We start from the raw sequence: 26,379 nt of genomic DNA on the forward strand, positions 1-26,379 counted from the left end.
ACTCCATCAGGGTTGATGGCGGCAGGCTATGACACGGTCATGACAGACTGATGACAAACACGTCACTCACGCGGCCTGGGCAGTACGGCAAGAAAGTTGTCCCGCGCCACCTTGCGCCCCACGTCTTCAGGCAAAGCATCAAGGAACACATCAAAGCCGTGCATCTGCTCGCCCAGGCTACCGAACTTCCCCACCACGTCGGAACCGAGCATGAAGCGCTCCGGGAAGCGTTCGACCAACCTGAGCCACTGCTCACGGGGCTTGCCCTTGTCGTCCAGCAGGTAAGGCTGCAGCACGCTCCAGGACAGGTCTATGTACAGGTTGGGATAGTCCTGGAGCATGCGCGACAAGGTTGGCAGGAGAAAATCCAGCTGCGTCTGGTGGCGATGGATCTCCATGCTGGTGCCGGCGTGGGCCCAGATGAAGCGCGTGTGCGGATGATTGCGCAGCGGCTCTTCGATTTCCGCGAGGTACAGCGGATTGCGCTCGCGCTTGGAGGTGATATTGGAGTGGATCAGCACCGGCAAGTCCTGCTCGGCCGCCAGGTGATAGATGCGGGTCATGGCTTCGTTGTTGGCCCGGGGCGTGTCGCCGCTGGTGAGGGCCGTGAGGTCGTCATGACGGGTAAACACCTCACCAATGCCCTGCCACAATCCCGGATGCAACTCGAGCATGCGCTCGATGTGCGCCACGGCGTTCTTGTCTACCGGATTGAAGCCGGTGAGAAACGGATGAAATCGCTGACGCTGGGCCGGCGTGAGCTTTTGCAGGGCGGCGGCCACATAGATATCGGTAGCGCTGTACCAGTAGGCATCGGCATCGTCGCCTGCGTAGTAGCGCGGGCGCTTGGGTTCATCCTCATGCCATTTTTTTGCCACCGGAATGCCAGAAATCATCGACTGGTCGATACGCGCCTCATCCATCGCCTTGAGCAACGCATCCATGCCTTCGCTTTCCTGGAAAAAATCCACGTAGTGCAGGTGCGCATCACTGTAGTGGTATTCCCGCGCCTGTACGTTTTGCAGGGTCAACCCCATCAACAGCACCCAGCCCAGCCCTTTGGCGAACATTGCACATTCCTTCCTGGCGATTCAGACAGGGTAGACCGGCTGCGGCGCCGCACAGTTCAGCCGTGGCTGCGAACAGGCTATGATCCAGGCAATCATTCCCGGCCTGGAGCCCACCGTGAGCATTCCCCTGGTCATCCGTCCTCGCGCTGAATCCGTCGAAGGACAACCTATCCTGCGCCCATTGCCTTCGGCGCAACGTCGCAGCGTGGGGCCGTTCGTTTTCTTCGATCACATGCTTGAAACCGACTACGCCCCGGGTAGCGGCGTGAACATTCGCCAGCACCCGCATATCGGCCTGTCTACCCTCACCTACCTGTTTGAAGGCGAGCTGCTGCACAAGGACAGCCTGGGCTCCGATCAACGAGTCAAGGCCGGGGAAGTCAGCTGGATGACTGCCGGGCGCGGCATCGCCCATGTCGAGCGAACCCCCGCCGACCTGCTGGCAAGTGGCTCGCGACTGCATGGCCTGCAAGTGTGGCTGGCGTCACCCAAGGAGGCTGAACAGGGCGAAAGCCACTACAGCCATCACCCGGCCACCAACTTGCCGGTCAGCGACAGCCTGGGCGTGAGCATCCGCATGATTGCCGGTAGTGGCTTCTGCCTGCAGTCGCCGGTGCCCGTGCTCTCGCCCACCCTGTATGCCCTGGTACAGATGCAGTCCGCCACGACCCTGACCGTTCCCACTGAACATGCCGAGCGCGCGCTGTATGTGCTGGAGGGGGATGTGAGCCTGAACGAGGAGCCGATTGAGCCGCACAGCCTGGTGATACTGCCGGAGGCTGAAGAGATGAGCCTGTACGCCGACAGCGAAAGCCGGCTGGTGCTGTTCGGTGGCGCTCCGCTGGACGGGCCGCGGCGGATGAACTGGAACTTTGTGGCCAGTGATCCGGCCTTGATCGATCAGGCCCGGGCGCGCTGGGCGGCGGGCGATTGGCCGACTGTGCCAGGGGAACGTGAGCGGATCGAGCTACCCTGATGAGTTGATGGCGGGGCAAGCCCGCTCCCACCAACGGCTAAATAGCTGTGGGAGCGCGCTTGCGCCGCGATCCGGCTTATACCTTGAACACTTCATCCAGCAAATTGAACATCGCTCTGAACGCCCGTTTGGACGTGCGCGCGTCGTACTTCATCTTGCCGGGGATGTTGGCCGCCGTGTCGGTGAACGAGTGCACCGCACCGCCATAGCTGACCAGTTGCCAGTCGACCTTTGCCGCATCCATCTCCGCCTCGAAGGCAGGCAGTTGCGCTTTAGGCACCAACGGGTCGGCAGCGCCATGCAGCACCAGCATCGACGCCTTGGCCTTGCCTTCCTGTGCCGGCAGCGGTGTGTCCAGGGTGCCGTGGAACGAGACGGCTGCCTGCAAGCGCTCGTCCATGCGCGCCAGTTCCAGTGCGCAGCAACCGCCGAAGCAGAAACCGAATGTCGCCAGCTTGCCGGGTTCCAGCACAGCCCTGGATTGACCGAGCAACTGGTCCAGCGCCTCTTTCATGCGCTTGCGCAGCTCTACACGGTCATCCTTGAGCGGTGTCATCGCCGCCCCGGCTTCATCCATGTTCGAGGGGCGCAGCGTCTGGCCATAGAGGTCAGCGATCAACACCACGTAGCCCTGGGCGGCAACCTCCTTGGCGATACGCTCTGCGCCCTCGCCAATCCCCATCCAGTTGGGCGCCATCAGCAGCCCGGGTTGTCCCGAGGCACCCTGGGTGTAGACCAGGCGACTCTCATAGGCTTTGCCGGCAACATGATAGACCAGCGACTCGATTGTGACTTTGCTCATGCAGTCCTCTCCTTGCACCATGAAAAAAGCCCGCCGAAGCGGGCTTTCCTGACTCTACTTAAGCCGACAATTCGACCAGCAGCTTGTTCAGGCGACGAACGTACGCCGCCGGGTCCTTCAAGCTGTCACCCGCCGCCAGGGCGGCCTGATCGAAGAGGATGTGCGAGAAGTCGGCGAAACGGTCTTCACTCTGCTCGTTGTCCAGCTTCTCGATCAGCGGATGGCCGGGGTTGAATTCAAAGATAGGCTTGGAATCCGGTACCTTCTGGCCGCTCGCCTCAAGAATCTGACGCATCTGCAGGCCCAGGTCCTGTTCGCCGATCGCCAAGATTGCAGGCGAGTCGGTCAGGCGGTGCGATACACGCACTTCGCTGACGTTTTCGCCCAGCGCGGCCTTGAGGCGCTCCACCAGGCCTTCTTTCTCCTTGGCGACTTCCTCCTGGGCTTTCTTGTCTTCTTCAGAGTCCAGCTTGCCCAGGTCCAGGTCACCGCGAGCTACGTCGACAAAGCTCTTGCCGTCGAACTCGCTCAGGTAGCTCATCAGCCACTCGTCGATACGGTCGGTCAGTAGCAGCACTTCGATGCCTTTCTTGCGGAAGACTTCCAGGTGCGGGCTGTTCTTGACCTGCGCGTAGGACTCGCCGGTGAGGAAGTAGATCTTGTCCTGGCCTTCCTTGGCACGGGCCAGGTAGTCGGCCAGCGACACGCTCTGCTCGCCGCTGTCATCGCTGGTGGAGGCAAAGCGCAGCAGGCCGGCGATCTTCTCCTTGTTGGCGAAGTCTTCGGCCGGACCTTCTTTCATGACCTGGCCAAAGTTTTTCCAGAAGCCCTTGTACTGCTCAGGCTCGTTCTTGGCCAGCTTCTCGAGCATGTCCAGAACGCGCTTGGTCAGGGCCGACTTCATCGAGTCGATGATCGGGTCTTTCTGCAGGATTTCCCGCGAGACGTTCAACGACAGGTCGTTGGAATCGACCACACCCTTGATGAAGCGCAGGTACAGTGGCAGGAACGACTCGGCCTGGTCCATGACGAACACGCGCTGCACGTAGAGCTTCAAGCCGCGTGGCGCTTCGCGCTGGTACAGGTCGAACGGCGCACGGGCCGGTAAGTACAGCAGCGAGTTGTACTCAAGCTTGCCTTCGACCTTGTTGTGGCTCCAGGCCAGCGGGTTTTCGAAGTCGTGGCCGATGTGCTTGTAGAACTCCTGGTATTCCTCGTCCTTGATCTCGGTACGCGGACGGGTCCACAGGGCACTGGCGCGGTTGACGGTTTCCCACTCTTCGGCTGGTTTCTCTTCACCTTCGGCGGCTTCGACCTGTTTTGGCAGCTCGATCGGCAGGGCGATGTGGTCGGAATACTTCTTGATGATATTGCGCAGGCGCCAGCCGTCAGCAAACTCTTCCTCACCCTTTTTCAGGTGCAGGACGATACGGGTACCGCGCTCGGGCTTGTCGATGGTGGCGACTTCGAACTCGCCCTCGCCCTTGGACGACCAATGCACGCCCTCGGCGGCGGGCTGGCCCGCACGGCGGCTGAATACATCAACCTGGTCGGCGACGATGAAGGCCGAGTAGAAGCCCACGCCAAACTGGCCGATCAGGTGCGAATCCTTCTTCTGGTCACCGCTGAGGTTCTTCATGAAGTCGGCGGTGCCGGACTTGGCGATGGTGCCCAGGTGGGTAATCACGTCCTCGCGGCTCATGCCGATGCCGTTGTCTTCGAGGATGACGGTGTTCGCGTCCTTGTCGAAGCTGACACGGATTTTCAGCTCGGCGCCGCCTTCGAGCAGCTCAGGCTTGGCCAGGGCCTCGAAGCGCAGCTTGTCGACGGCATCGGAGGCGTTGGAGATCAGTTCGCGAAGGAAGATTTCCTTGTTCGAATACAGGGAATGGATCATGAGGTGCAGCAGTTGCTTCACCTCGGTCTGGAAGCCCAGGGTTTCTTTTTGAGTTTCCACACTCATGGTCTTCAACACTCCAATCTGATGGCAGTTGTCGCTCGGCAGGCGAGCCCTATGGCCCAAGCCTGCTTTTACGGCGGGATGTCCTGCAGATGGGGGCACGGGACGCTATTTCAAGGGCGAGGTCATTTCTTCGACCTTGAAATGTGCTCGGGCCGTGGCGATCGGTTCGTCCTGGCTGCCCTGCCAGGCGGTGATCGCCACGTTGGTCACCCGCCGCCCCTGGCGCCAAAGCTGGCACTGGGCGTAGGTATCGCGAAAATACCCGGCGCGCAGGTAGTCGATGGAAAAATCGATGATCTTCGGGATCGCGGCGCTTTCGCTGTAGATCAGCAAGTACAACGCTGCCGACAATTCCATGAAGCCTGCGATCACCCCTCCGTGAATGGCCGGCAGCAGTGGATTACCAATGTTGTCCTTGTTGGCAGGCAGGCAGAACAGCAAGTCATCGCCCTGGCGGCTGCATTGAATGCCGATCAACCCGGCGTAGGGAATCAGTTGCAGCAGCGGCTGGTAATTGCCTTCGGCATGGGCCTGGCGCAATTGCTGGTGGACTTCTGGCGGAATCATTGCGCACCACCCTTAAGACGGTTGCCGAAGTTCAGGCCACCCTTCACGCCCTTGCCCAGTCGCATGAAGGTTCCTACCACCTGGGCAATCGGTTGCTCGGGGTCGTCCTGATACGCCATGCCACGGGTAAAGATCACGTCACGGGTCACGCGGTAGCACTGGGCATAGCCGTAGATATCCTGGCCGGCCTTGGCCGGGTGCATGTAGTCGATGCGCAGGTCCAGGGTCGGACACACCTCGAACTCTTTCAACGCACAGAGGGTAGCCATGCCGCAGGTAGTGTCCATCAGTGTGGTCAGTGCGCCGCCATGAATGGCGCCGGTCTGAGGATTGCCTACAATGTTGGCCGAGTAAGGTAGTATCAGGGTCATGCCCTGAGCGTCAGCGTGATGCACACGCATCTGCAACAGCTGGCAATGACGCAAGGCAGAAAGAAAACGCTCCGCCATGGCCATCAATGGATTGTCATTCATTTCATCAGGCCTTCAGGATGATTGAGGCAACGCACAAGGCTGAAAAAAAGTCTATATATATCCACACGTTATATATCTTTAACACGAACGGAACTTCTTTTGATTACTTGCGCTCAAAGGAACAAGCAACTTATTCCCACAAGGAGAAACACCCCATGCGTAAACCTTTTGCTTTTGCCGTAATGCTGGCCGCCGCCCTGGGTCTCGCTGCTTGCGATAAAGCCAGCGAAGACAAGGCTCAGGATGCTGCGCAACATACCGAGAACGCTCAGCAGAAGATGGACGAAGCTCAGGATAAAGTGAACGAAGCTGCAAAAGAAAACGCTGAAGCTGCCAAAGACAGTGCTGAAGCGCAACAGAAAGCCGCTGAAGAAGCCGCTCCTGCTGCTCCGGCCACTCCAGCGCCAGCTGAGCCTGCTAAATAAGCACGCGCACCAGAATGAAAAAACCCGACTTCAGTCGGGTTTTTTTATGGCCACCGGAACCGGATTAATCGATTCAGTTCGCACTTGTCTCTTTTGCTGTCTCGGCAACGGGTGCTTCGGTGGGGGTAAATACCATCACCTCCAGCACATCGGAATGAAACTCGCGACGGTACAGCACCAGTACCACACCGGTACTCATCAGCATGAACAACCACGGGCTGATAAACCAACTGAGCATTGCCATGCCAAAGTAATAAGAGCGCAGGCCGAAGTTGAACTGGTTGGCCGCCATCGAAATAACCCGCGCTCCGCGCTGGGCAAACGCTTTGCGCTCCAGCTCACTGACATGGCGCTCACCGATCATCGGCGCAGAGCCCACCAGTACCGCGGCGAAGTTGTACTGGCGCATGCACCAGCTGAAGGTGAAGAAGGCATACACAAAAACGGTCGCCAGGCACAGCAGCTTGATTTCCGACATGCCCTGGGACGCCTGCTGCACTAGCGGCAGGTCTGCCAGTAGCGACACCGCACGATCCGATGCGCCCAGTACAGTGAGAATACCGGCCAGGATAATCAGGGTGCTGGAGGCGAAGAACGAGGCGTTGCGCTCCAGGTTGCCGATCACACTGGCATCGGCAATTCGGTTGTCGCGCATCAGCATGCGACGCATCCAGTCTTCACGGTACAGGTGCATCACACTGGCCAGGCACGCCGTGTCGCGCCCCTTCCAGGTGGCGTAGCGGGTATAGCCGCCCCAGCAAATCACAAACCAGCAGGCTGCCAGAAAATGGATCAGGTTACTTTGTATGAAGCTCATTCAAGGTTCCGGTAAAAGGTTTCGTGCACAGTAAAGCGCATTGATCGCCTTTCGACGTTTATCCACAAAAAAAGACACGTCTTTACGCCAGCAATGAAAAAGCCCCGCACCCTTTCGGATGCGGGGCTCTGGAATCGACCCTGCCCGGCGCGCTTGGCTTGTGGCCTGCGCCGGGCCCAAGCCTATTCTCAGGCCAGCGCTTCGGCCGGCTTGCCCAGCAAACGGTCGCAGACCACGGCCACGGCCAGGGTCACCACCGAGGGGACCAGCCAGGCCAGGCCTTGCTCGCTCAGTGGCAGGTGCGACATCGCATCGGGCAGCACGGACGCAAGGCTGGTGCCCTTGATGGCGTCAATCATGCCGAACAGCAGCGAGACAGCCATGACCGGTGCCAGGATGCGGACTTGGGAGTTCCACAGATCCTTGCAGAAGCTCAGGCCCACTACCACGATGCACGGTGGGTAAATCGCGGTCAGTACCGGGATCGAGAACATGATCAGCTTGGTCAGGCCCAGGTTGGAAATCAGCAGCGAAAAGCCGCAGAGGATCACCACCAGGGTGCGGTACGACAGCGGCAGTACCTGGCTGAAGTACTCGGCACAGGCGCAGGTCAGGCCAACCGCCGTGACCAGGCACGCCAGGGCAATCAGCACCGCAAGAAAGCCGCTGCCCAGGGAGCCGAAGGTGTGCTGTACATACGCATGCAACACCGCTGCACCATTGGTCGCGCCAGCGGCGATTTCATGGCTGCTGGCACCCAGCCGGAACAGGCTGATGTACACCAGTGCCAGGCCGACACCAGCGATCAGGCCGGCGATGATGGCATAGCGGGTGATCAGCCTAGGCGACTCGACGCCGCGGGAACGGATGGCGTTGACGATAACGATGCCGAATACCAGGGCACCCAGGGTGTCCATGGTCAGGTAACCATTGATGAAACCTTGGGAGAACGCCGAGGCCTGGTAGGCCGGCTCAGCGTCACCGCTGGTGCCGGCTGGCAGCATGAAGGCGGCAATGCCCAGCGCAGCCAGGGCAATGATCTTTAGCGGCGCCAGGAAGCGCCCCACGGTGTCCAGCAGCTTGCCGGGGTACATCGACACCGCCAGCACAATCACGAAGTACACCAGGCTGTAGAGGAACAGCGCTGTCGGGCTTTCACCCGTCAGTGGGGCCACACCTACTTCAAAGGAGACCGTCGCCGTGCGCGGGGTGGCGAACAACGGGCCGACCGACAGATAGCAGACTGCAGCCAACAGGCCGCCAGCGACTTTGCCGATAGGACTGCTCAATGCGTCCATGCCACCGCCGACCTTGGCCAGGGCGACCACGGTGATGACCGGCAGGCCTACCGCCGTGATCAGAAAGCCCAGTGCCGCCATCCATACATGAGGACCGGACTGCAGGCCGACGATCGGCGGGAAGATGATATTGCCCGCACCGACGAACAACGCGAACGTCATAAAACCAAGCGCCAGGATGTCCTGGCCTTTCAACACTTTCATTAAGGAAATACCACACTTCTGAAATCGGGATTTAGAGAGGGATTTCCCCTTGGGTGAGGGAAAATGTAGCCCGTCCGATGAGACCGGCCCTTTAAAGCATGCCCGAACCCTTTTGGGGTGCGGACACGAAAGTGGAGACAGTGTAACCAAGTTGCACCGGCTACGCACCGCAGACTGACGAGGTGTCCGATGTGCGCATGTGATTGTCGCGAAAGTGACACGACAAAAAGGTACTACCTGGTACAACCACTGGAAGTAGCGGCCTTGTCCCGCGATCAGCGATCCAGAAAGCACAAAGGCCACCCGAAGGTGGCCTTTGTGGCTGGAGCGAAGTGTCAGCCGAAGCTTACTTCTTCACTTCCCAGCCAGTCAGCTCGGCCAGGGCCTTGCCGATGTCTGCCAGCGAACGCACGGTTTTCACACCAGCGTCTTGCAGCGCAGCGAATTTCTCGTCTGCAGTGCCTTTGCCGCCGGAGATGATGGCACCAGCGTGGCCCATACGCTTGCCCGCAGGAGCGGTCACACCAGCGATGTAGGAAACCACAGGCTTGGTAACGTGTGCTTTGATGTAGGCAGCCGCTTCTTCTTCAGCCGAACCGCCGATCTCACCGATCATGACGATCGCTTCGGTCTTCGGGTCTTCCTGGAACAGCTTCAGGATGTCGATGAAGTTGGAGCCTGGAATTGGGTCACCGCCGATACCAACGCAGGTGGACTGACCGAAACCGGCGTCAGTGGTCTGCTTGACGGCTTCATAGGTCAGGGTGCCGGAACGCGAAACGATACCGACCTTGCCTGGCAAGTGGATGTGACCTGGCATGATGCCGATCTTGCACTCGCCCGGAGTGATGACGCCTGGGCAGTTAGGGCCGATCAGGGTAACACCCAGCTCGTCGCACTTGACCTTGGCATCCAGCATGTCCAGGGTAGGAATGCCTTCGGTGATGCAGACGATCAGCTTGATACCGCCGAAAGCAGCTTCCAGGATCGAGTCTTTGCAGAAAGGAGCCGGAACGTAGATGACCGAAGCGTCAGCACCGGTAGCCGCAACGGCTTCTTTGACGGTGTTGAACACTGGCAGGCCCAGGTGAGTGGTACCGCCTTTGCCTGGGGTCACGCCGCCAACCATCTTGGTGCCGTAGGCGATGGCTTGTTCGGAGTGGAAAGTGCCCTGCGAGCCGGTGAAGCCCTGGCAGATGACTTTGGTGTCTTTATTGATCAGGACGCTCATTACTTGCCCTCCGCAGCTTTGACAACTTGTTGAGCAGCGTCGGTCAGGCTGGTTGCCGCAATGATGTTCAAACCGCTTTCTGCCAGTACTTTAGCACCCAGTTCAGCGTTGTTGCCTTCCAGGCGAACAACAACCGGTACCTTAACGCCGACTTCTTTCACAGCGCCGATGATGCCTTCGGCAATCATGTCGCAGCGAACGATGCCGCCGAAGATGTTGACCAGAACGGCCGCAACATTGCTGTCGGACAGGATGATCTTGAAGGCTTCGGTAACGCGCTCTTTGGTAGCACCACCACCTACGTCGAGGAAGTTGGCTGGCTTGCCGCCGTGCAGGTTGACGATGTCCATGGTACCCATGGCCAGGCCAGCACCGTTGACCATGCAGCCGATGTTACCTTCCAGGGCCACGTAGTTCAGCTCGAAGCTGGCAGCGTGGGCTTCACGAGGATCGTCCTGGGACGGGTCGTGGAAGGTTTTCAGCTTAGGCTGACGGTACATTGCGTTGGCGTCGATGTTGATCTTGGCATCGAGGCAGTGCAGGTCGCCGTCGGCCTTGATGACCAGCGGGTTGACTTCCAGCAGGGCCAGGTCGTGTTCCTGGAACAGCTTGGCCAGACCTACGAAAATCTTGGCGAACTGTGCAACTTGCTTGCCTTCCAGACCCAGCTGGAAAGCCAGTTCACGACCCTGGAATGGCTGAGCGCCAACCAGTGGATCGATAGTAGCCTTGATGATCTTCTCAGGAGTGTCGTGAGCGACTTTCTCGATGTCCACGCCACCTTCGGTGGAGGCCATGAACACGATGCGACGGCTCGAACGGTCGACTACAGCGCCCAGGTACAGCTCTTTGGCGATGTCAGTGCAGGATTCGACCAGGATCTTGGTCACTGGCTGACCGTTGGCGTCAGTCTGGTAGGTCACCAGACGCTTGCCCAACCACTGCGCAGCGAACGCCTTGGCGTCTTCCTTGCTGCGAACCAGCTTGACGCCGCCCGCTTTACCGCGACCACCGGCGTGAACCTGGGCTTTGACAACCCACTCGGTGCCACCGATCTTGTCGCAGGCTTCTGCTGCAGCTTCAGGGGTGTCGACTGCGAAACCCTTGGATACTGGCAGGCCGTATTCAGCGAACAGCTGCTTACCCTGATACTCGTGAAGATTCATGCTTTTTACCGTCTTCGTTAGGTACTGCGCTTCGGCGCTGCGCTCTTTCAGAGTGCCGCGCCACCTGTGACCACTTGCCCCCGGTATGCTCCGGGAGTTCGAGTCCGGCGGACGTTCCGCGGTGAGTCATGCACGCAAGACTCACGACGGGCTGCCCGCCGTGGTTTCTTATTGTTTAACGCTTCTTACGGTTGGCTACGTGGATGGCACCGCCATTCACAGCCAGCGCGGCTTCATGCAGCGCTTCGGACAGGGTCGGATGGGAGAAAACCATCATGCCCAAGTCTTCGGCGCTGGTGCCGAATTCCATTGCGATTGCACCCTGCTGCACGAGTTCTGCAGCCGATGGGCCAATCACGTGTACACCCAGGACGCGGTCGGTCTTGGCATCGGCGATGACCTTGACGAAACCACCGGTGTCGTTGGCCGCCATCGCACGGCCGCTGGCCGCGAACGGGAAGGTGCCCACGTTAACCTCAACGCCTTCAGCCTTCAAGGTCTGTTCGGTTTTGCCGACCCACGCGATCTCTGGGTGGGTGTAGATAACCGATGGGATCAGATCGTAGTTCATCTGGGCTTTGTGACCCTTGATGCGCTCGACGACCATGATGCCCTCTTCCGAGGCCTTGTGAGCCAGCATCATGCCACGAACCACGTCACCGATGGCGTAAACGCCCGGTACGCTGGTCGCGCAATGATCGTCGACGAAGATGAAGCCACGCTCGTCGATGGTCACGCCGCTGTCGGCAGCCAGCAGATCAGTGGTCACTGGACGACGGCCGACCGCAACGATCAGCTTGTCGAAGGTGATTTTCTGTTCGCCGTTGGCGTCGGTGTAGGTCACTTCGACTTCAGCGCCGTTGACCTTGGAACCGGTGACGCGAGCGCCCAGCTTGATGTCCAGACCTTGTTTGGTCAGGGTCTTCAGGGCTTCCTTGGAGACAGCAGCGTCAGCGGCCATCAGGAAGGTGTCCAGGGCTTCCAGAACGGTGACTTCAGCACCCAGGCGAGCCCAGACCGAACCCAGTTCCAGACCGATGACGCCAGCACCGATAACGCCCAGGCGCTTAGGTACCGATTGGAATTCCAGGGCGCCTGTGGAATCGACGATGACGTTCTGGTCGACCGGAGCCGGAGGAATGTCGATCGGACGCGAGCCGGAAGCCAGAATCACATTCTCGGCTTCGATGATTTCGGTGGTGCCGTCAGCCTTGGTGACTTCGACTTTCTTGCCAGCCAGCAGTTTGCCGTGGCCCTGGATCGAAGTAACGCCGTTGGCCTTGAACAGGGTGGCAACGCCGCCGGTCAGATTCTTGACGATACCAGCCTTGCGGCCAACCATCGCAGCGACGTCCATCTTGACTTCGCCGGTGGAGATACCGTGGACGTTGAAGCTCTCTTTGGCTTCCTTGTACTTCCAGGAGCTGTCCAGCAGCGCCTTGGATGGAATGCAACCCACGTTCAGGCAGGTACCGCCGAGGGCCAGTTTGCCTTCGCCGTCAACATACTTCTCGATACAGGCAGTCTTCAGACCGAGCTGCGCAGCCTTGATAGCAGCTACGTAGCCGCCAGGACCTGCGCCAATCACTACCACGTCGAATTTCTGGGTCATAAAAGATTCCTTTTAGCTTCAAGCCACAAGCTGCAAGCGGCAAGACGACCGGCTTCTGAGGTGAAGCCTGTCGCTTGCAGCTTGCAGCTGTTTTTTAGATGTCCAGCAGCAGACGAGCCGGGTCTTCCAGCAGGTTCTTGATGGTCACCAGGAAGGTCACGGCCTCTTTACCGTCGATCAGACGGTGATCGTAGGACAGCGCCAGGTACATCATTGGGCGGATCACGACCTGACCGTTAACGGCCATAGGGCGCTGGATGATGTTGTGCATGCCCAGGATAGCGGCCTGTGGCGGGTTGACGATCGGGGTCGACATCATCGAACCGAAGGTACCACCGTTGGTGATGGTGAAAGTACCGCCGGTCATTTCGTCGATCGACAGTTTGCCGTCACGGGCTTTCTTGCCGAAGGTGGCGATGCCGTTCTCGATTTCGGCCAGGCTCATCAGCTCGGCGTTACGCAGAACAGGCACGACCAGACCACGGTCGCTGGAAACGGCAACGCCGATGTCCGCGTAGCCGTGGTAGACGATATCCGAACCGTCGATCGAGGCGTTGACAGCCGGGAAGCGCTTCAGTGCTTCGGTGGCCGCCTTGACGAAGAACGACATGAAGCCCAGGCGTACGCCGTTGTGGGTCTTCTCGAACAGGTCCTTGTACTTCGAACGCAGGGCCATGACTTCGGTCATGTCGACTTCGTTGAAGGTGGTCAACATGGCCATGTTCGACTGTGCTTCGACCAGACGCTTGGCAACGGTGGCACGTACGCGAGTCATCGGTACACGCTTCTCGGTGCGGTCACCAGTGGCGACAACAGGAGCGGCGGCAGCAGCGGTAGGTTTGGCGGCTGGAGCGGCAGCCGGAGCGGATTTCTTCGCTTCGATGGCAGCTACAACGTCTTCCTTGGTGATGCGACCGTCTTTACCGGTGCCCTTGATGCTGTTCAGGGCGATGCCGTTCTCTTCAGCCAGCTTGCGGGCAGCTGGCGCGCCAATGGCGTCTTCGTCCGAAGCAGCAGCGGCTGGAGCAGCAGCGGCAGCCGGAGCGGCGGCAGCGGCTGGAGCGGCGGCAGCAACACCGCCCTCCTCGATCGAACCCAGGACTTCGTCGGACAGGACAGTTTCGCCCTCGCCCTTGACGATTGCGCCCAGCACGCCGTCAGCGGTAGCCAGTACTTCCAGGACAACCTTGTCGGTCTCGATGTCGACGATCAGTTCGTCACGCTTGACGGCTTCGCCCGGTTGCTTGTGCCAGGTGGCAACGGTGCCATCGGCAACCGATTCCGGGAAAGTAGGGGCTTTGATCTCGATAGCCATTATCAGTGGTTCCTTAAATTCGGTTTCTAGTGCGCGATGGCATTAAACAGTGAAGGCATCTTGCAGCAGTTTTTCCTGCTGCTCGGCGTGCATCGAAGCGTAGCCACAAGCAGGTGCTGCCGAGGCATCACGGCCCGCGTACTCCAGAACCAGTTCTTTATTGTGGCGGGTCAGGATACGGCGCATGTGGTGCTGGCTGCTGTACCAGGCGCCCTGGTTCATCGGCTCTTCCTGGCACCACACCACATCCTTGAGATTGGTGTACGGCGCGAGGATCTCGACCAGATCGTCCTCAGGGAATGGATACAGCTGCTCGATACGCACGATGGCGATGTCTTCGCGGCCTTCGGCACGGCGTTTTTCCAGCAGATCGTAGTAGACCTTGCCGCTGCACAGGACCAGGCGAGTGACCTTTTTCGGATCGAGGGTATCGATTTCCGGGATCACGGTCTGGAACGAGCCTTCGGCCAGTTCTTCCAGGGTCGAGATGGCCAGCTTGTGGCGCAGCAGCGACTTCGGTGTCAGTACGATCAGCGGCTTACGCAGCGGACGGATGACCTGGCGACGCAACAGGTGGTAGATCTGAGCCGGCGTGGTCGGTACGCAGACCTGGACGTTGTGCTCGGCGCACAGCTGCAGGTAACGCTCCAGACGTGCCGAGGAGTGCTCAGGCCCCTGCCCTTCATAACCGTGTGGCAGCAGCATGGTCAGACCGCACAGACGGCCCCACTTGTGCTCACCGCTGGTGATGAACTGGTCGACAACCACCTGGGCACCGTTGGCGAAGTCGCCGAACTGGGCTTCCCAGATCACCAGCGCGTTTGGCTGGGTGGTCGAGTAACCGTACTCGAATGCCAGTACCGCTTCTTCGGACAGGAACGAATCGTACAGGTCGAAACGTGGCTGACCTTTATAGAGGTTCTGCAGCGGGATGTAGGTGCTGGCGTCTTTCTGGTTGTGCAACACCGCATGGCGGTGAGAGAACGTGCCGCGACCGATATCCTGACCCGTCATACGAATCGGGTGACCTTCGAATGCCAGGGTGGCGTACGCCATGGTTTCGGCGTAACCCCAGTTGATCGGCAAGCCACCGGCCTGCATCTTCTGGCGGTCTTCGTAGATCTTGGAGACCTGACGCTGAACCACGAAGCCTTCCGGCAACTCCAGCAGCTTGGCCGACAGTTCCTGCAGGGTCTTCAGGTCGAAGCGGGTGTCATGACGCGCGGTCCAGGCATGACCCAGGTACGGACGCCAGTCCACGAACAGCTCTTTGTTCGGCTCTTTGACCAGGCTCTTCACTACGTGCAGGCCGTTGTCCAGCGCATTGCGGTACTCGTCGACCTTGGCCTGGACGCGGTCCAGATCAAGACGGCCGGCCTGGATCAGGCTGTCGGCGTACAGCTCGCGCGTGGTGCGCTGCTTGGAGATCTGCTGGTACATCAACGGCTGGGTGCCATTCGGCTCGTCGGCCTCGTTGTGGCCGCGACGACGGTAGCAGACCAGGTCGATAACCACGTCACGCTTGAACTGCATGCGGTAGTCGACGGCCAGCTGGGTCACGAACAGAACGGCCTCAGGGTCGTCACCGTTAACGTGCAGGATCGGCGCCTGGATCATCTTGGCGACGTCGGTGCAGTACTCGGTGGAGCGCGAGTCCAGCGGGTTGCTGATGGTGAAACCAACCTGGTTGTTGATCACGATGTGCACGGTACCGCCGGTCTTGAAACCGCGGGTCTGCGACATCTGGAAGGTTTCCATCACCACGCCCTGACCTGCGAATGCAGCGTCACCGTGGATGGAGATCGGCAGCACCTTGTCACCAACGGAATCGTTGCGACGGTCCTGACGGGCACGTACCGAACCCTCTACCACTGGCGAGACAATTTCCAGGTGCGAAGGGTTGAACGCCATGGCCAGGTGGACTTCGCCGCCGGCAGTCATCACGTTGGACGAGAAGCCCTGGTGATATTTAACGTCACCGGAACCCAGCTCGACCTTCTTCTTACCTTCGAACTCGTCGAACAGGTCGCGCGGGTTCTTGCCGAAGGTGTTGACCAGCACGTTCAGACGGCCACGGTGGGCCATGCCGATCACAACTTCCTTGGTGCCATAGGAACCGGAACGCTGAATCAGCTCGTCCAGCATCGGAATCAGGCTTTCGCCGCCTTCCAGGCCGAAACGCTTGGTGCCCGGGTATTTGGTACCCAGGTACTTCTCCAGGCCTTCTGCTGCGGTCACACGCTCGAGCAGGTGGCTCTGGATATCTGCCGAGAAAGCCGGGCGCCCACGAACGCTCTCCAGACGCTGCTGGAACCAGCTGCGTTGCTCGGAGTCGACGATGTGGGTGAATTCGGCGCCAATGGTGCGGCAATATGTCTGCTGCAAAGCGTCGAAGATTTCGCGTAGGCTCGCTTCCTCTTTGCCGATGAACAGGTCGCCGGCACGGAAGGTCGTATCAAGATCGGCATTGGTCAAGCCGTAGTGATTGATCGACAGGTCTACTGGCGCAGGGCGCTGCCACAACCCCAGGGGGTCGAGCTTAGCGGCTTGGTGGCCGCGCATACGGTAGGCCTGGATCAGACGCAATACTTCAACCTGCTTCTTCTCGTGTTCACTGCTCACGCTCCCGGCGGAAACCGGTTGGGCGCGGCGCTGGTTCTTTGCCAGCAGTACGAAATGGTCGCGGATTGTAGAGTGCGATACATCGGTAGCGGTGCTGCCTTCGGCGGGCAACTTCTGGAAGTAAGTGCGCCACTCTTCTGGCACAGCGTTAGGGTCGTGCAGGTAGAGCTCGTAGAGCTCTTCCACATATGCAGCGTTACCACCTGAAAGGTGGGCGCTTTCCCACATGCGCTGCATCACGCTTTCTTGCATGCTTGGTCACCCTCGGTTAGGGGACGGATCGGCGAGAGCCACAGCAAGCCTGGAAAAGTCCTAATGCAGCGACCGAACCAAGCCACCAAGGATCCCACAGATTTTCCGGGTACCAGCCCGGAAGCCCCTGCTGGTCTCATATCTTCATAGGTAAAAGCTCGGGCTTTATGAGCCCTTGCTCGAGTTTCACCTTGGTGCGGGCAAAGGCCCGCACCTCGGCGTGCTACGGGTACAACACTTTTGAATCAGGTACCGCTTTGCAGCAGCATGTTACGTACGTGACCGATTGCCTTGGTCGGGTTCAGACCTTTAGGGCAAACGTTTACGCAGTTCATGATTCCGCGGCAGCGGAACACGCTGAACGGGTCGTCCAGCGAAGCCAGACGCTCCTGGGTCTTGGTGTCACGGCTGTCGGCCAGGAAGCGATAGGCCTGCAACAGTGCAGCTGGACCCAGGAACTTGTCAGGGTTCCACCAGAACGATGGGCAAGACGTCGAGCAGCAAGCACACAGGATGCACTCGTACAGACCGTCCAGCTTCTCACGCTCTTCAGGCGACTGCAGACGCTCGATGGCCGGAGCCGGCGTGTCGTTCTGCAGGAATGGCTTCACCTTCTCGTACTGCTTGTAGAAGATGCTCATATCGACGACCAGGTCACGAATCACCGGCAATCCAGGCAATGGACGGATGACCAGCTTGTTGCGCTTGACCACTGCCGACAGCGGCGTGATGCAGGCCAGACCGTTCTTGCCGTTGATGTTCATACCGTCGGAACCGCAAACACCTTCGCGGCAAGAACGACGATACGAGAAACCTTCATCCTGTTCTTTGATCAGCGCCAACACATCCAGCACCATCAGGTCTTTGCCACCGGTATCGACCTGGAACGTCTGCATTTTCGGCGCAGAGTCGGTATCGGGGTTGTAACGATAGACTTCGACTTGCAACATAGCGACCACCCCTTAGTAAGTCCGGACTTTTGGCTCGAAAGCCGGTACGGTTTTCGGCGCGAAGTTGACAGCGCGCTTGGCAACCCGCTTCTCGCCCGGGAAGTACAGGGTATGGCACAGCCAGTTTTCGTCGTCACGGTCTTCGAAGTCTTCACGGGCGTGAGCACCGCGGGACTCTTTACGGACTTCTGCAGCAATTGCAGTGGCTTCAGCGACTTCCAGCAGGTTCTGCAGCTCCAGCGCTTCGATACGCGCGGTGTTGAAGGCCTGGGACTTGTCGTTGATTTTGACGTTGGCGATACGCTCGCGCAGCTGGGCCAGCTGCTCGATACCCTTCTGCATGTATTCGCCAGTACGGAATACACCGAAGTAGTTCTGCATGCAGCTTTGCAGCTCGCGACGCAGGGTAGCCACGTCTTCGCCGGTGTTGCGCTCGTTGAGCTTGTTCAGGCGGCTCAGGGCAACATCGATGTCGGTGTCGCTGGCGTCGAGGTATTCGATACCGTCGGTCAGCGCCTTTTCCAGGTGCAGGCCGGCAGCGCGACCGAAGACCACCAGGTCGAGCAGCGAGTTGCCGCCCAGGCGGTTGGCACCGTGAACCGATACGCACGCCACTTCACCTACCGCGAACAGACCTGGAATGATCTGGTCTTCGCCATTGGCGTCCTGGGTCATTGCCTGGCCATGAATGTTGGTGGCAACGCCGCCCATCATGTAGTGGCAGGTTGGAACGACTGGCACCGGGGCGACGACAGGGTCGACGTGAGCGAAGGTCTTGGACAGTTCACAGATACCTGGCAGGCGGCTGTGCAGTACCTCTTCACCCAAGTGGTCGAGCTTGAGCATCACGTGGTCGCCATCAGGGCCACAGCCGTTGCCGGCAATGATCTCTTTAACCATGGAGCGGGCCACAACGTCACGACCCGCGAGGTCCTTGGCGTTAGGCGCATAGCGCTCCATGAAACGCTCGCCGTGCTTGTTGATGAGGTAACCACCCTCACCACGACAACCTTCGGTAACCAGTACACCCGCGCCGGCGATGCCGGTTGGGTGGAACTGCCACATTTCGATGTCTTGCACCGGGACGCCTGCACGCAGCGCCATGCCGACGCCGTCACCGGTGTTGATCAGGGCATTGGTGGTGGATGCGTAGATACGACCTGCACCGCCGGTGGCCAGTACGGTGGCCTTGGACTTGATGTACAGGGTTTCGCCGGTTTCGATGCAGATGGCGATCACACCGACGAACGCGCCTTCCTGGTTCTTCACCAGGTCAACAGCGTAGTACTCGTTCAGGAAGGTGGTGCCTGCCTTCAGGTTGCCCTGGTACAGGGTGTGCAGCAGCGCGTGACCGGTACGGTCGGAAGCTGCACAGGTACGGGCGGCCTGACCACCTTTACCGTAGTCCTTGGACTGACCACCGAATGGACGCTGGTAGATACGGCCGGTTTCGGTACGCGAGAACGGCAGACCCATGTGGTCCAGCTCGAATACGGCTGCAGGGCCTTCTTGACACATATATTCGATAGCGTCCTGGTCACCGATGTAGTCGGAACCCTTGACGGTATCGTACATGTGCCAGCGCCAGTCATCGTTCGGGTCGGCCGAAGCGATGGCGCAGGTGATGCCACCCTGGGCCGATACGGTGTGCGAACGGGTCGGGAAAACCTTGGTGATCACGGCAGTCTTGTGACCGCCCTGGGCCAGCTGCAGCGCAGCGCGCATGCCGGCACCGCCACCACCGATGATGATGGCGTCGAATGAAATCGTTGGAATGTTAGCCATGAATCAGATACCCCAGAGAATCTGCACACCCCAGACGAAGTACGCGAACATCGCGACACCACATACCGCCTGGAACAGGAAACGTACGGCAGTCGCCGACTTGCCCAGCGCCATCGGCGTCAGGTAGTCGGTGGCAATGGTCCACATGCCGACCCAGGCGTGAGCGCCCAGGGCAACCAGTGCCAGCAGACTGAAGATACGCATCGCGTTGTTGGAGAACAGAGCGTGCCACTGGGCAAACTCGATGCCCGGGTGCGCGACCAGGTATCCGATCAGGAAAATGAAATAAGCCGCGAGAACGACCGCAGAAACGCGCTGCGCCATCCAGTCATAGAGGCCCGAACGCGAGAGGTTCGTGACGTTGGTTACCATATCCAAACTCCTGCCAGCACGATCACCACCACAGAGACGGCGATGATAATTTTCGAGCCCAGTCTTCCGCCTTCCAGCGTTTCACCGATGCCCATGTCCATGATCAAGTGGCGCACACCGGCTACCAAGTGATACAGCAAGGCGGACAGGAGGCCCCATGCCACGAACTTGGCCAGCGGACTGGTCAAGCATGCCTTCACCTCGGCGAAACCTTCCTCCGAACCCAGGGATTTGCCCAATGCATAAAGCATGATGCCAAGGCCCAGGAAGAGGATGATGCCGGAAACACGATGAAGAAATGACGTAACGCCGGTAATGGGGAGTTTGATGGTCCTTAGGTCTAGGTTTACAGGTCGTTGGCTTTTCACGGCTTTTTTCACACTGAAGAGCCCCTAGCAAGCAGGGCAAAGTTGTTGGTAAGTGTACTGGTCAGGTACCCACCACCCAGGGAGTGACGACCCCAGCAACACGGGCTTGCAAGCCCCTGGCGGTCGGGGGCCGATTATAGACAGTTAGGCTACTAATGACAACGCGAAGACCTAGCCCAAATAGCGCATTGCCTTTAATGCACAAAAGGCGTAAACGGGCGGCAATTTCGCGGAAAAACAGCGCTCAGAGCCCTATACAACCATGCTTTAGGCAAATTGACATTCGGATTTATCTCACTATAGTGGTGCGGGCCCTGCGTGGGGGGTCTGTCTGATGATTTCAAGCATTAATAGGAGGCCACATGGCTGACAAAAAAGCGCAGTTGGTCATCGAGGGCGCAGCCCCCGTCGAGCTGCCCATTTTAACCGGCACCGTTGGTCCCGATGTTATCGACGTTAGAGGGTTGGGGGCCACGGGCCACTTCACTTTCGACCCTGGTTTCATGGCGACCGCATCCTGCGAGTCGAAGATCACTTATATCGACGGCGACAAGGGCATCCTGCTGCATCGGGGCTACCCGATCGAACAGCTCGCCGAAAAATCCGATTATCTCGAGACCTGCTACCTGCTGCTCAATGGCGAACTGCCAAATGCCGAGCAGAAGGCCCAGTTCGTCAGCACCGTAAAGAACCACACCATGGTGCACGAGCAGTTGAAGTCGTTCTTCAACGGCTTCCGCCGCGACGCCCACCCGATGGCCGTCATGTGCGGCGTGGTCGGCGCCCTGTCGGCGTTCTACCATGACTCGCTGGACATCAATAACCCGCAGCACCGCGAAATCTCCGCGGTTCGCCTGGTCGCCAAGATGCCGACCCTGGCAGCGATGGTGTACAAGTACTCCATGGGCCAGCCCATGATGTACCCGCGCAACGACCTGTCGTACGCGGAAAACTTCCTGCACATGATGTTCAACACCCCGTGCGAGATCAAACCGATCAGCCCGGTACTAGCCAAGGCAATGGACCGGATCTTCATCCTCCACGCCGACCACGAACAGAACGCCTCGACCTCGACCGTCCGCCTGGCCGGCTCTTCGGGCGCCAACCCGTTCGCCTGCATCGCCGCCGGTATCGCCGCACTCTGGGGCCCCGCTCACGGCGGTGCCAACGAAGCCGTACTGACCATGCTCGATGAAATCGGCGATGTCTCGAACATCGACACCTTCATCGCCAAGGCCAAGGACAAGAACGATCCGTTCAAGCTCATGGGCTTCGGTCACCGCGTCTACAAGAACCGCGACCCACGCGCAACCGTGATGAAGCAGACCTGCGACGAAGTCCTGCGCGAGCTGGGCATCAAGAACGATCCGCAGCTGGAACTGGCCATGCGCCTGGAAGAGATCGCCCTGACCGATCCGTACTTCATCGAGCGCTCGCTGTACCCGAACGTCGACTTCTACTCGGGGATCATCCTCAAGGCGATCGGCATTCCGACCAGCATGTTCACCGTGATCTTCGCCCTGGCGCGGACCGTCGGCTGGATCTCCCACTGGAAAGAAATGCTCTCCAGCCCTTACAAGATCGGCCGCCCTCGCCAGCTGTACACAGGCTACGAGTCGCGCGACATCACCAAGCTGGAAGACCGCAAGTAAGCCTTTGGGCCGAACGCAAAAAAAGGCTGCCCTCGGGCAGCCTTTTTTATGGACCTTGATCGCGGGAAAAGCCCGCGCCCACCGACCCCGCGATCACAGTTGGGCCCAGGACCCAACTTTCTAAAACTGTATACCTACTGCTTCTCAGCCTTCGCCCTCAACGCCTTCAAGGTATTGAACGGCGCATCCACCACAAATTTGTTGGCCAGCCACGACGGCACACTGCCGCCCGGCTCGGTATGCACCTGGTAGGTCACTTCAGTGGTATCGCCCTTGGGCACCAACTTCCAGAAACCTTCGACCTGGGACACCCGCACAAAACCCTTCTCCTCGGGCTGGTACTTGGGCACCCCTTCAAGCTTGCGGGTCAGGCTTCCATCGGCATCCTGAGTAGTGGTGACGTGCAGAACCGAATCCCGCGCTGTAACCGGCCATGGAGTATTGAACTGGGTGTAGGTCCAGGTCTGGTCGCCTTCATGCTTGAGCAATTTTTGCGATTTGCACTCATGGATCCACGCGCAAGCGCCGACCACGTCTTCCTGCAACGCCTTGACCCTGGCCAGCGGCGCCTTGATCACGGTGACGCCGCGGTAGGCCTTGTACTCGGAACCGGCCACTTCGCTCAGCGAAATCTTGATCCCGTCTTCATCCTTGGCCACTTTCCAGTCATCGGCATGCGCTAGCGGCGCCAGCATTGCGCTCAACCCGATGACCAATGCCACTTGCTTAAACGATCCCATTCTATTGTTCCTTATTGTCGAAGATCTGCGTTTCAAGCTGCCGTCATTTGCTCCAGCCAACCAAGAATTCTGATCGCCTCGTCGCGATCACTGCCACACACCTCCACATCGGCCTTGAACCCGCCGCACACCGCTGGTCGCTCGGGCCTGCCGAACAAACCACAGAGATTGGCAACCGACAGATGCAGGCAACGTTCCCCCGCCGGCTTGCCCTTGGGCATGCCGGGGATCGGGGAGCTGATGGAGGGCGCTATGCAGCACGCGCCACAGCCTTCACGGCAATTCATGACAACAGAATCCTCGGTGTAACAAATGATGATTGAACCTGGATAGTACGCGTTTAAACAGGCGTTTGAAATTCTTCGGAGAACGAAAAATCACCAGACATCCGATGACTGATGGGTCATCTCGATTATTGCTTGAACTCGAACTCGATGGCGGCGCCTTCGATTTCCTGACGGGCATCGTTGCGCAGCTGCAGCTGCATCTCGTTGCTCAATAAACGGCCGTTGAGCTGAAATGGGCTATCGGAGGGAGGTTTTTCACCAAATAGATAAGGTAGCAACGGCTTTGGTGTTGCCACCGTATCCTGGGACGCAGGCTTTAGCTCCTTGACCATCTCGACCGGCAGGCTGAGATCAACCCTGGCACTGGGCAGAGGCTCGGGTGCAGGCTTGGAGGACTTTGTCGCCGCGTGCCGCACCGGCGGCTTGGCTTTTTCGGCCGGATGGACTTTTTTCGTCGTCGACGCACCACTCTCTGGCGCCGCCTGAACCATTGCCGGGCCGCTGCCAACCCACACGATCAGCAAACACAGGATCAGGCCCGCACCACGCAACGCTTTCATAAACACCGACGCACATTCCGTAAAGTGTCTATGCTCCGCGCTCCCGAGAAAACTGGCAAGTCAGAAGAAACCGGCAGAACCGGTCTCCTGGCACAGCTGACTGGCCAACATCCCCAAGGTCATCAAGGCACGTTCCGCCTCGCGGTTCCACGGAATACCGCAGTTCAGGCGGATGCAGTGGTTGAACTGTTCTGTGTTGCTGAAGATCAACCCCGGGGCAATGCTGATCCCCTGCTGCAATGCTCGCACATGCAGCTCCTGGGTGTTGACCCGGCCCGGCAAGCTCACCCAGAGAATAAACCCGCCGGTCGGCCGGGTCATTTGTGTACCCTCGGGAAAATGCTGCTGCACCGCCAATTGATAGGCGCTGAGGTTCTTCCGGTACTCCAGGCGGATGTAGCGCAGGTGCCGGTCATAGCCGCCATTTTCAAGATAAGCGGCCACCCCCATCTGGGTCACACTGCAGGCTGAATGGGTCGTGAAGGTCTGCAAGCGCTGGATTTCCGCCTGATACTTGCCTGCGATCATCCAGCCGATGCGCACACCTGGCGACAAGGTCTTGGAGAAACTCGAACAGTAGATCACCCGCCCCAGACGATCGAACGCCTTGAGTGCCTTAGTCTTGCCCTGCTCGAACATCAATTCGCCATAGATGTCGTCTTCGACGATCTGAATGTCAAAATCCGAGGCCAGGCGCAACAACTGCTTCTGGCGATCTTCGGGAATGGTGCCGCCGAGCGGATTACTCAAGCGCGCGGTCAACACCAATGCCTTGATCGACCACTGGTTGGCTGCCAGCTGCAACGCCTCCAGGCTGATACCAGTCGACGGATCGCTGGGAATCTCGATGACCTTGAGCCCCAGCAGGTCTGCCAGTTGCAGCAGACCATAATAAGTAGGCGATTCTGCGGCAATCAGATCGCCAGGCTTGGTCAACACCCTCAATGACATTTGCAGGGCATCGACGCAACCATGAGTGACCACCACCTCACTGGGATCGACCACCACTCCGGCATCGCGCATGCGGATGGCGATCTGTCGGCGCAAGGGTTCAAAGCCCGGACTGAACATATAACTGAAGGCCCGCGGACTATGAAAGCGTGTGACCTTGGCCAATTGCTGGTGCAGCGCGCGCACCGGCAGGTAGTCCACATGCGGCACCGCTGCACCGAACGGGAACACGCCGTCACGCCGAGCCTCGGCCAGTACCTGCTGGATGATACTGCTGCGGGTCACCAGGCCTGGCCGCTCTACCCTGGCGATGTCCGGGGTTTGCGCGGTCAGTGCTGGCGTCTGGTGCACATAGTAGCCGGACTGCGGCCGGGCGCGAATCAGCCCCTGGTCTTCGAGATTGGCATAGGCCTGCAGCACCGTGGCATGACTGACGTTGAGCTGCGAACTCATCTTGCGCACCGACGGCACACGCTCACCCGGCTGATACACACCGCGCCGGATATCTTCGGCCAGTTGCTGGGCGATGCGTTGATAGAGCAGCAAGTTAGTCATGATGGGTTCTCGACACGCAGGCAATGTAGTTATTGTTGTAGGACTCGATTCTCGAGCCAGAATACCGGAACAGTTGCAAAGTGTACTGGGACAGATTGCAGAATAGTAGACAATACAGTTGTGTGACAGCGCCTGCTGTCGACCCTTTCACAGGCCACAAAAAAACCCGACGAGGTCACTCGTCGGGTTTTTTGCAGTACTGCGTCAGCGTGCGGCGCCGAGTTTGCCCTTTTCGTCAGAGAACACAATCTCGACCCGGCGATTCTGCGCCCTGCCCCGCTCCGAGGCATTGGCCTCGACAGGGTACTGGTCGCCATAGCCTTCAACCTGGATACGTTTCTCGTCGACACCCAGATCGACGAGCATATCCGCAACAGCCTGGGCCCGATCGCGAGACAGCTTGAGGTTGTCTTCCGGTGCGCCGGTACTGTCGGTGTAGCCCTCGATACGCACGATACGCTTGGGGTTGAGCTGCAGGAACTGCACCAGCTTGAGCACGGTACGGCTGGCCGAGTTCTTCAACTCTGCACGTCCGGTATCGAACAGCACATCCCCCAAAGTCATCACCAGGCCGCGATCACCTTCGCTGGTGGCCAGGCTGACAATTTGCGCCTCCACCCACTTGCCCTGCTGCTGCACGCTGGCAAGCTTGGCTTCGCGCAGTGCCAACTGGAGACGCTGGCGCTCAAGCTCCAGCTTCGCCAGGCGCTCCTGATTGAGCACCAGGTTGGTGTGCTCGCGAGCGATATCGCTGTAGCGCTCGCTCAGGTAGGCGTAGTGGCGAACATCGGCACCGGTACCCAGGTAAGTGGACAGACGATCGGCACGGGCCAGGGACTCACCGGCACGAATTACATCCCGAGGCGCACTGCGCAACACATCGGAATCGTCCTTGACGGTCTGGAACTTGGCCGCCGCATCATCGAGCGCCGATTCGCTGCGCTGACTGGCACACCCCTGCAGGCCCACGAGGCCGACCAGCAGCAGGGCCGCCATAGGTTTGATCGAACTCACTGCTGCTCCCCCAACTGTTTGCGCAAGCGATTGACGCGCGTTTGCAGCAGGTCCAGCTGCTCTTTGCTCTTGCTGGTCAACACCCGCGCTTCGGCCAGGCGCGCATCGAGCTCGGCCTGCTCGGCACGCATGCGAGCGTCGCGGTAAGCCTCACTGGTCATATTGACCCGAGCCCTGGCCATTTTGTCTTCGGCCAGCTTCAGCTCGGCCACATCATCGGTCGCGCCGACGGCCTTGGCCTGCTCCAGCGCCTGCTCAGACAAGCGAAACTGCTCATTGGGTGCCGGGTCGTTGGCACATCCGGCCAAGGCCAGTAGCGCCAGGGCGGCGAATAGTGGTTGGATTCTCACAC

At 59.2% G+C, this 26,379-nt stretch carries 25 protein-coding genes; 3 read left to right on the top strand and 22 right to left on the bottom strand.

Annotated features, from left to right (window positions below; genetic code table 11):
* Nucleotides 1-62: 62 nt before the first annotated feature.
* Nucleotides 63-1,070, bottom strand: coding sequence for an amidohydrolase family protein (locus H621_RS0121500; RefSeq protein ID WP_028945342.1), 1,008 nt, complete (start codon nucleotides 1,068-1,070; stop codon nucleotides 63-65).
* Between the two features lie 115 nt (nucleotides 1,071-1,185).
* Here H621_RS0121500 and H621_RS0121505 point away from each other — a divergent pair, with 115 nt between their 5' ends.
* The gene (locus H621_RS0121505) at nucleotides 1,186-2,046 is read left to right on the top strand and encodes a pirin family protein (RefSeq protein WP_028945343.1); all 861 of its coding nucleotides are present in this window, start codon (nucleotides 1,186-1,188) and stop codon (nucleotides 2,044-2,046) included.
* A 76-nt stretch (nucleotides 2,047-2,122) separates the two neighbouring features.
* Here H621_RS0121505 and H621_RS0121510 read toward each other — a convergent pair whose 3' ends face one another.
* The 4 genes from H621_RS0121510 to H621_RS0121525 form a co-directional block, all read right to left on the bottom strand.
* The gene (locus tag H621_RS0121510; RefSeq protein ID WP_028945344.1) at nucleotides 2,123-2,848 is read right to left on the bottom strand and encodes a dienelactone hydrolase family protein; all 726 of its coding nucleotides are present in this window, start codon (nucleotides 2,846-2,848) and stop codon (nucleotides 2,123-2,125) included.
* Nucleotides 2,849-2,906: 58 nt separating this feature from the next.
* Nucleotides 2,907-4,811, bottom strand: a complete 1,905-nt coding sequence (gene htpG, locus H621_RS0121515; RefSeq protein WP_028945345.1) for a molecular chaperone HtpG — start codon at nucleotides 4,809-4,811, stop codon at nucleotides 2,907-2,909.
* Nucleotides 4,812-4,916: 105 nt separating this feature from the next.
* Nucleotides 4,917-5,378 carry a PaaI family thioesterase gene (locus H621_RS0121520; RefSeq protein WP_028945346.1) on the bottom strand — a complete coding sequence of 154 codons (462 nt, stop codon included), beginning with the start codon at nucleotides 5,376-5,378 and terminating at the stop codon, nucleotides 4,917-4,919.
* Nucleotides 5,375-5,851, bottom strand: coding sequence for a PaaI family thioesterase (locus H621_RS0121525; protein WP_028945347.1), 477 nt, complete (start codon nucleotides 5,849-5,851; stop codon nucleotides 5,375-5,377). Before H621_RS0121525 ends, H621_RS0121520 begins: the two co-directional genes overlap by 4 nt.
* Before the next feature lie 155 nt (nucleotides 5,852-6,006).
* Here H621_RS0121525 and H621_RS0121530 point away from each other — a divergent pair, with 155 nt between their 5' ends.
* Nucleotides 6,007-6,276 carry a hypothetical protein gene (locus H621_RS0121530; protein WP_028945348.1) on the top strand — a complete coding sequence of 90 codons (270 nt, stop codon included), beginning with the start codon at nucleotides 6,007-6,009 and terminating at the stop codon, nucleotides 6,274-6,276.
* 73 nt (nucleotides 6,277-6,349) lie between these two features.
* Here the strand turns inward: H621_RS0121530 and H621_RS0121535 are convergent, their stop codons facing one another.
* From H621_RS0121535 to sdhC, 11 genes are all read right to left on the bottom strand, one after another.
* Nucleotides 6,350-7,093: a DUF599 domain-containing protein gene (locus tag H621_RS0121535; protein ID WP_028945349.1), complete on the bottom strand. Its 744-nt coding sequence runs from the start codon at nucleotides 7,091-7,093 to the stop codon at nucleotides 6,350-6,352.
* Nucleotides 7,094-7,281: 188 nt separating this feature from the next.
* Nucleotides 7,282-8,595, bottom strand: coding sequence for a branched-chain amino acid transport system II carrier protein (gene brnQ / locus H621_RS0121540; RefSeq protein WP_028945350.1), 1,314 nt, complete (start codon nucleotides 8,593-8,595; stop codon nucleotides 7,282-7,284).
* A 346-nt stretch (nucleotides 8,596-8,941) separates the two neighbouring features.
* The gene (gene sucD / locus H621_RS0121545; RefSeq protein ID WP_028945351.1) at nucleotides 8,942-9,826 is read right to left on the bottom strand and encodes a succinate--CoA ligase subunit alpha; all 885 of its coding nucleotides are present in this window, start codon (nucleotides 9,824-9,826) and stop codon (nucleotides 8,942-8,944) included.
* Nucleotides 9,826-10,992, bottom strand: a complete 1,167-nt coding sequence (gene sucC / locus H621_RS0121550) for an ADP-forming succinate--CoA ligase subunit beta (RefSeq protein ID WP_028945352.1) — start codon at nucleotides 10,990-10,992, stop codon at nucleotides 9,826-9,828. Before sucC ends, sucD begins: the two co-directional genes overlap by 1 nt.
* A gap of 175 nt (nucleotides 10,993-11,167) precedes the next feature.
* Nucleotides 11,168-12,604, bottom strand: a complete 1,437-nt coding sequence (lpdA, locus tag H621_RS0121555; protein WP_028945353.1) for a dihydrolipoyl dehydrogenase — start codon at nucleotides 12,602-12,604, stop codon at nucleotides 11,168-11,170.
* Nucleotides 12,605-12,698: 94 nt separating this feature from the next.
* Nucleotides 12,699-13,919 carry a 2-oxoglutarate dehydrogenase complex dihydrolipoyllysine-residue succinyltransferase gene (gene odhB / locus H621_RS0121560; RefSeq protein WP_028945354.1) on the bottom strand — a complete coding sequence of 407 codons (1,221 nt, stop codon included), beginning with the start codon at nucleotides 13,917-13,919 and terminating at the stop codon, nucleotides 12,699-12,701.
* A gap of 42 nt (nucleotides 13,920-13,961) precedes the next feature.
* Nucleotides 13,962-16,793: a 2-oxoglutarate dehydrogenase E1 component gene (locus H621_RS0121565; RefSeq protein WP_028945355.1), complete on the bottom strand. Its 2,832-nt coding sequence runs from the start codon at nucleotides 16,791-16,793 to the stop codon at nucleotides 13,962-13,964.
* Nucleotides 16,794-17,038: 245 nt separating this feature from the next.
* A complete protein-coding gene (locus tag H621_RS0121570) occupies nucleotides 17,039-17,743 on the bottom strand; it encodes a succinate dehydrogenase iron-sulfur subunit (protein WP_028945356.1) in 705 nt (234 codons plus the stop codon).
* Between the two features lie 12 nt (nucleotides 17,744-17,755).
* On the bottom strand, nucleotides 17,756-19,528 hold the full coding sequence (sdhA, locus tag H621_RS0121575; protein ID WP_028945357.1) for a succinate dehydrogenase flavoprotein subunit: 1,773 nt from the start codon (nucleotides 19,526-19,528) through the stop codon (nucleotides 17,756-17,758).
* Between the two features lie 3 nt (nucleotides 19,529-19,531).
* Nucleotides 19,532-19,900: a succinate dehydrogenase, hydrophobic membrane anchor protein gene (gene sdhD, locus H621_RS0121580; RefSeq protein ID WP_028945358.1), complete on the bottom strand. Its 369-nt coding sequence runs from the start codon at nucleotides 19,898-19,900 to the stop codon at nucleotides 19,532-19,534.
* Nucleotides 19,894-20,280 (bottom strand): succinate dehydrogenase, cytochrome b556 subunit, encoded by a 387-nt coding sequence (gene sdhC / locus H621_RS0121585; protein WP_174446946.1) that lies wholly within the window; start codon nucleotides 20,278-20,280, stop codon nucleotides 19,894-19,896. Before sdhC ends, sdhD begins: the two co-directional genes overlap by 7 nt.
* Before the next feature lie 350 nt (nucleotides 20,281-20,630).
* Here sdhC and gltA point away from each other — a divergent pair, with 350 nt between their 5' ends.
* Nucleotides 20,631-21,920 (top strand): citrate synthase, encoded by a 1,290-nt coding sequence (gltA, locus tag H621_RS0121590; RefSeq protein WP_028945360.1) that lies wholly within the window; start codon nucleotides 20,631-20,633, stop codon nucleotides 21,918-21,920.
* A gap of 134 nt (nucleotides 21,921-22,054) precedes the next feature.
* Here the strand turns inward: gltA and H621_RS0121595 are convergent, their stop codons facing one another.
* From H621_RS0121595 to H621_RS0121615, 6 genes are all read right to left on the bottom strand, one after another.
* A complete protein-coding gene (locus H621_RS0121595) occupies nucleotides 22,055-22,660 on the bottom strand; it encodes an START domain-containing protein (RefSeq protein ID WP_028945361.1) in 606 nt (201 codons plus the stop codon).
* A gap of 32 nt (nucleotides 22,661-22,692) precedes the next feature.
* The gene (locus tag H621_RS28270) at nucleotides 22,693-22,947 is read right to left on the bottom strand and encodes a YkgJ family cysteine cluster protein (RefSeq protein ID WP_084168024.1); all 255 of its coding nucleotides are present in this window, start codon (nucleotides 22,945-22,947) and stop codon (nucleotides 22,693-22,695) included.
* A 125-nt stretch (nucleotides 22,948-23,072) separates the two neighbouring features.
* Nucleotides 23,073-23,507 carry a hypothetical protein gene (locus tag H621_RS0121600; RefSeq protein WP_028945362.1) on the bottom strand — a complete coding sequence of 145 codons (435 nt, stop codon included), beginning with the start codon at nucleotides 23,505-23,507 and terminating at the stop codon, nucleotides 23,073-23,075.
* A gap of 60 nt (nucleotides 23,508-23,567) precedes the next feature.
* A complete protein-coding gene (locus tag H621_RS0121605) occupies nucleotides 23,568-25,013 on the bottom strand; it encodes an aminotransferase-like domain-containing protein (RefSeq protein WP_028945363.1) in 1,446 nt (481 codons plus the stop codon).
* Between the two features lie 204 nt (nucleotides 25,014-25,217).
* Nucleotides 25,218-26,009 carry an OmpA family protein gene (locus tag H621_RS0121610; RefSeq protein ID WP_036990307.1) on the bottom strand — a complete coding sequence of 264 codons (792 nt, stop codon included), beginning with the start codon at nucleotides 26,007-26,009 and terminating at the stop codon, nucleotides 25,218-25,220.
* Nucleotides 26,010-26,023: 14 nt separating this feature from the next.
* Nucleotides 26,024-26,377 carry a DUF4398 domain-containing protein gene (locus tag H621_RS0121615; protein ID WP_028945365.1) on the bottom strand — a complete coding sequence of 118 codons (354 nt, stop codon included), beginning with the start codon at nucleotides 26,375-26,377 and terminating at the stop codon, nucleotides 26,024-26,026.
* Nucleotides 26,378-26,379 lie beyond the last annotated feature (2 nt).

The organism is Pseudomonas vranovensis DSM 16006 (assembly GCF_000425805.1).
GTDB classification, from domain to species: Bacteria; Pseudomonadota; Gammaproteobacteria; order Pseudomonadales; family Pseudomonadaceae; genus Aquipseudomonas; species Aquipseudomonas vranovensis.

What these genes read in the sequence shown, in the direction of transcription:
- H621_RS0121500 (WP_028945342.1), bottom strand. Translation starts at nt 1,070, where the DNA reads ATGTTCGCCAAAGGGCTGGGCTGGGTGCTGTTGATGGGGTTGACCCTG.
- H621_RS0121510 (WP_028945344.1), bottom strand. Translation starts at nt 2,848, where the DNA reads ATGAGCAAAGTCACAATCGAGTCGCTGGTCTATCATGTTGCCGGCAAA.
- htpG (WP_028945345.1), bottom strand. Translation starts at nt 4,811, where the DNA reads ATGAGTGTGGAAACTCAAAAAGAAACCCTGGGCTTCCAGACCGAGGTG.
- H621_RS0121520 (WP_028945346.1), bottom strand. Translation starts at nt 5,378, where the DNA reads ATGATTCCGCCAGAAGTCCACCAGCAATTGCGCCAGGCCCATGCCGAA.
- H621_RS0121525 (WP_028945347.1), bottom strand. Translation starts at nt 5,851, where the DNA reads ATGAATGACAATCCATTGATGGCCATGGCGGAGCGTTTTCTTTCTGCC.
- H621_RS0121530 (WP_028945348.1), top strand. Translation starts at nt 6,007, where the DNA reads ATGCGTAAACCTTTTGCTTTTGCCGTAATGCTGGCCGCCGCCCTGGGT.
- H621_RS0121535 (WP_028945349.1), bottom strand. Translation starts at nt 7,093, where the DNA reads ATGAGCTTCATACAAAGTAACCTGATCCATTTTCTGGCAGCCTGCTGG.
- brnQ (WP_028945350.1), bottom strand. Translation starts at nt 8,595, where the DNA reads ATGAAAGTGTTGAAAGGCCAGGACATCCTGGCGCTTGGTTTTATGACG.
- sucD (WP_028945351.1), bottom strand. Translation starts at nt 9,826, where the DNA reads ATGAGCGTCCTGATCAATAAAGACACCAAAGTCATCTGCCAGGGCTTC.
- sucC (WP_028945352.1), bottom strand. Translation starts at nt 10,992, where the DNA reads ATGAATCTTCACGAGTATCAGGGTAAGCAGCTGTTCGCTGAATACGGC.
- lpdA (WP_028945353.1), bottom strand. Translation starts at nt 12,604, where the DNA reads ATGACCCAGAAATTCGACGTGGTAGTGATTGGCGCAGGTCCTGGCGGC.
- odhB (WP_028945354.1), bottom strand. Translation starts at nt 13,919, where the DNA reads ATGGCTATCGAGATCAAAGCCCCTACTTTCCCGGAATCGGTTGCCGAT.
- H621_RS0121565 (WP_028945355.1), bottom strand. Translation starts at nt 16,793, where the DNA reads ATGCAAGAAAGCGTGATGCAGCGCATGTGGGAAAGCGCCCACCTTTCA.
- H621_RS0121570 (WP_028945356.1), bottom strand. Translation starts at nt 17,743, where the DNA reads ATGTTGCAAGTCGAAGTCTATCGTTACAACCCCGATACCGACTCTGCG.
- sdhA (WP_028945357.1), bottom strand. Translation starts at nt 19,528, where the DNA reads ATGGCTAACATTCCAACGATTTCATTCGACGCCATCATCATCGGTGGT.
- sdhD (WP_028945358.1), bottom strand. Translation starts at nt 19,900, where the DNA reads ATGGTAACCAACGTCACGAACCTCTCGCGTTCGGGCCTCTATGACTGG.
- gltA (WP_028945360.1), top strand. Translation starts at nt 20,631, where the DNA reads ATGGCTGACAAAAAAGCGCAGTTGGTCATCGAGGGCGCAGCCCCCGTC.
- H621_RS0121595 (WP_028945361.1), bottom strand. Translation starts at nt 22,660, where the DNA reads ATGGGATCGTTTAAGCAAGTGGCATTGGTCATCGGGTTGAGCGCAATG.
- H621_RS28270 (WP_084168024.1), bottom strand. Translation starts at nt 22,947, where the DNA reads ATGAATTGCCGTGAAGGCTGTGGCGCGTGCTGCATAGCGCCCTCCATC.
- H621_RS0121600 (WP_028945362.1), bottom strand. Translation starts at nt 23,507, where the DNA reads ATGAAAGCGTTGCGTGGTGCGGGCCTGATCCTGTGTTTGCTGATCGTG.
- H621_RS0121605 (WP_028945363.1), bottom strand. Translation starts at nt 25,013, where the DNA reads ATGACTAACTTGCTGCTCTATCAACGCATCGCCCAGCAACTGGCCGAA.
- H621_RS0121610 (WP_036990307.1), bottom strand. Translation starts at nt 26,009, where the DNA reads ATGGCGGCCCTGCTGCTGGTCGGCCTCGTGGGCCTGCAGGGGTGTGCC.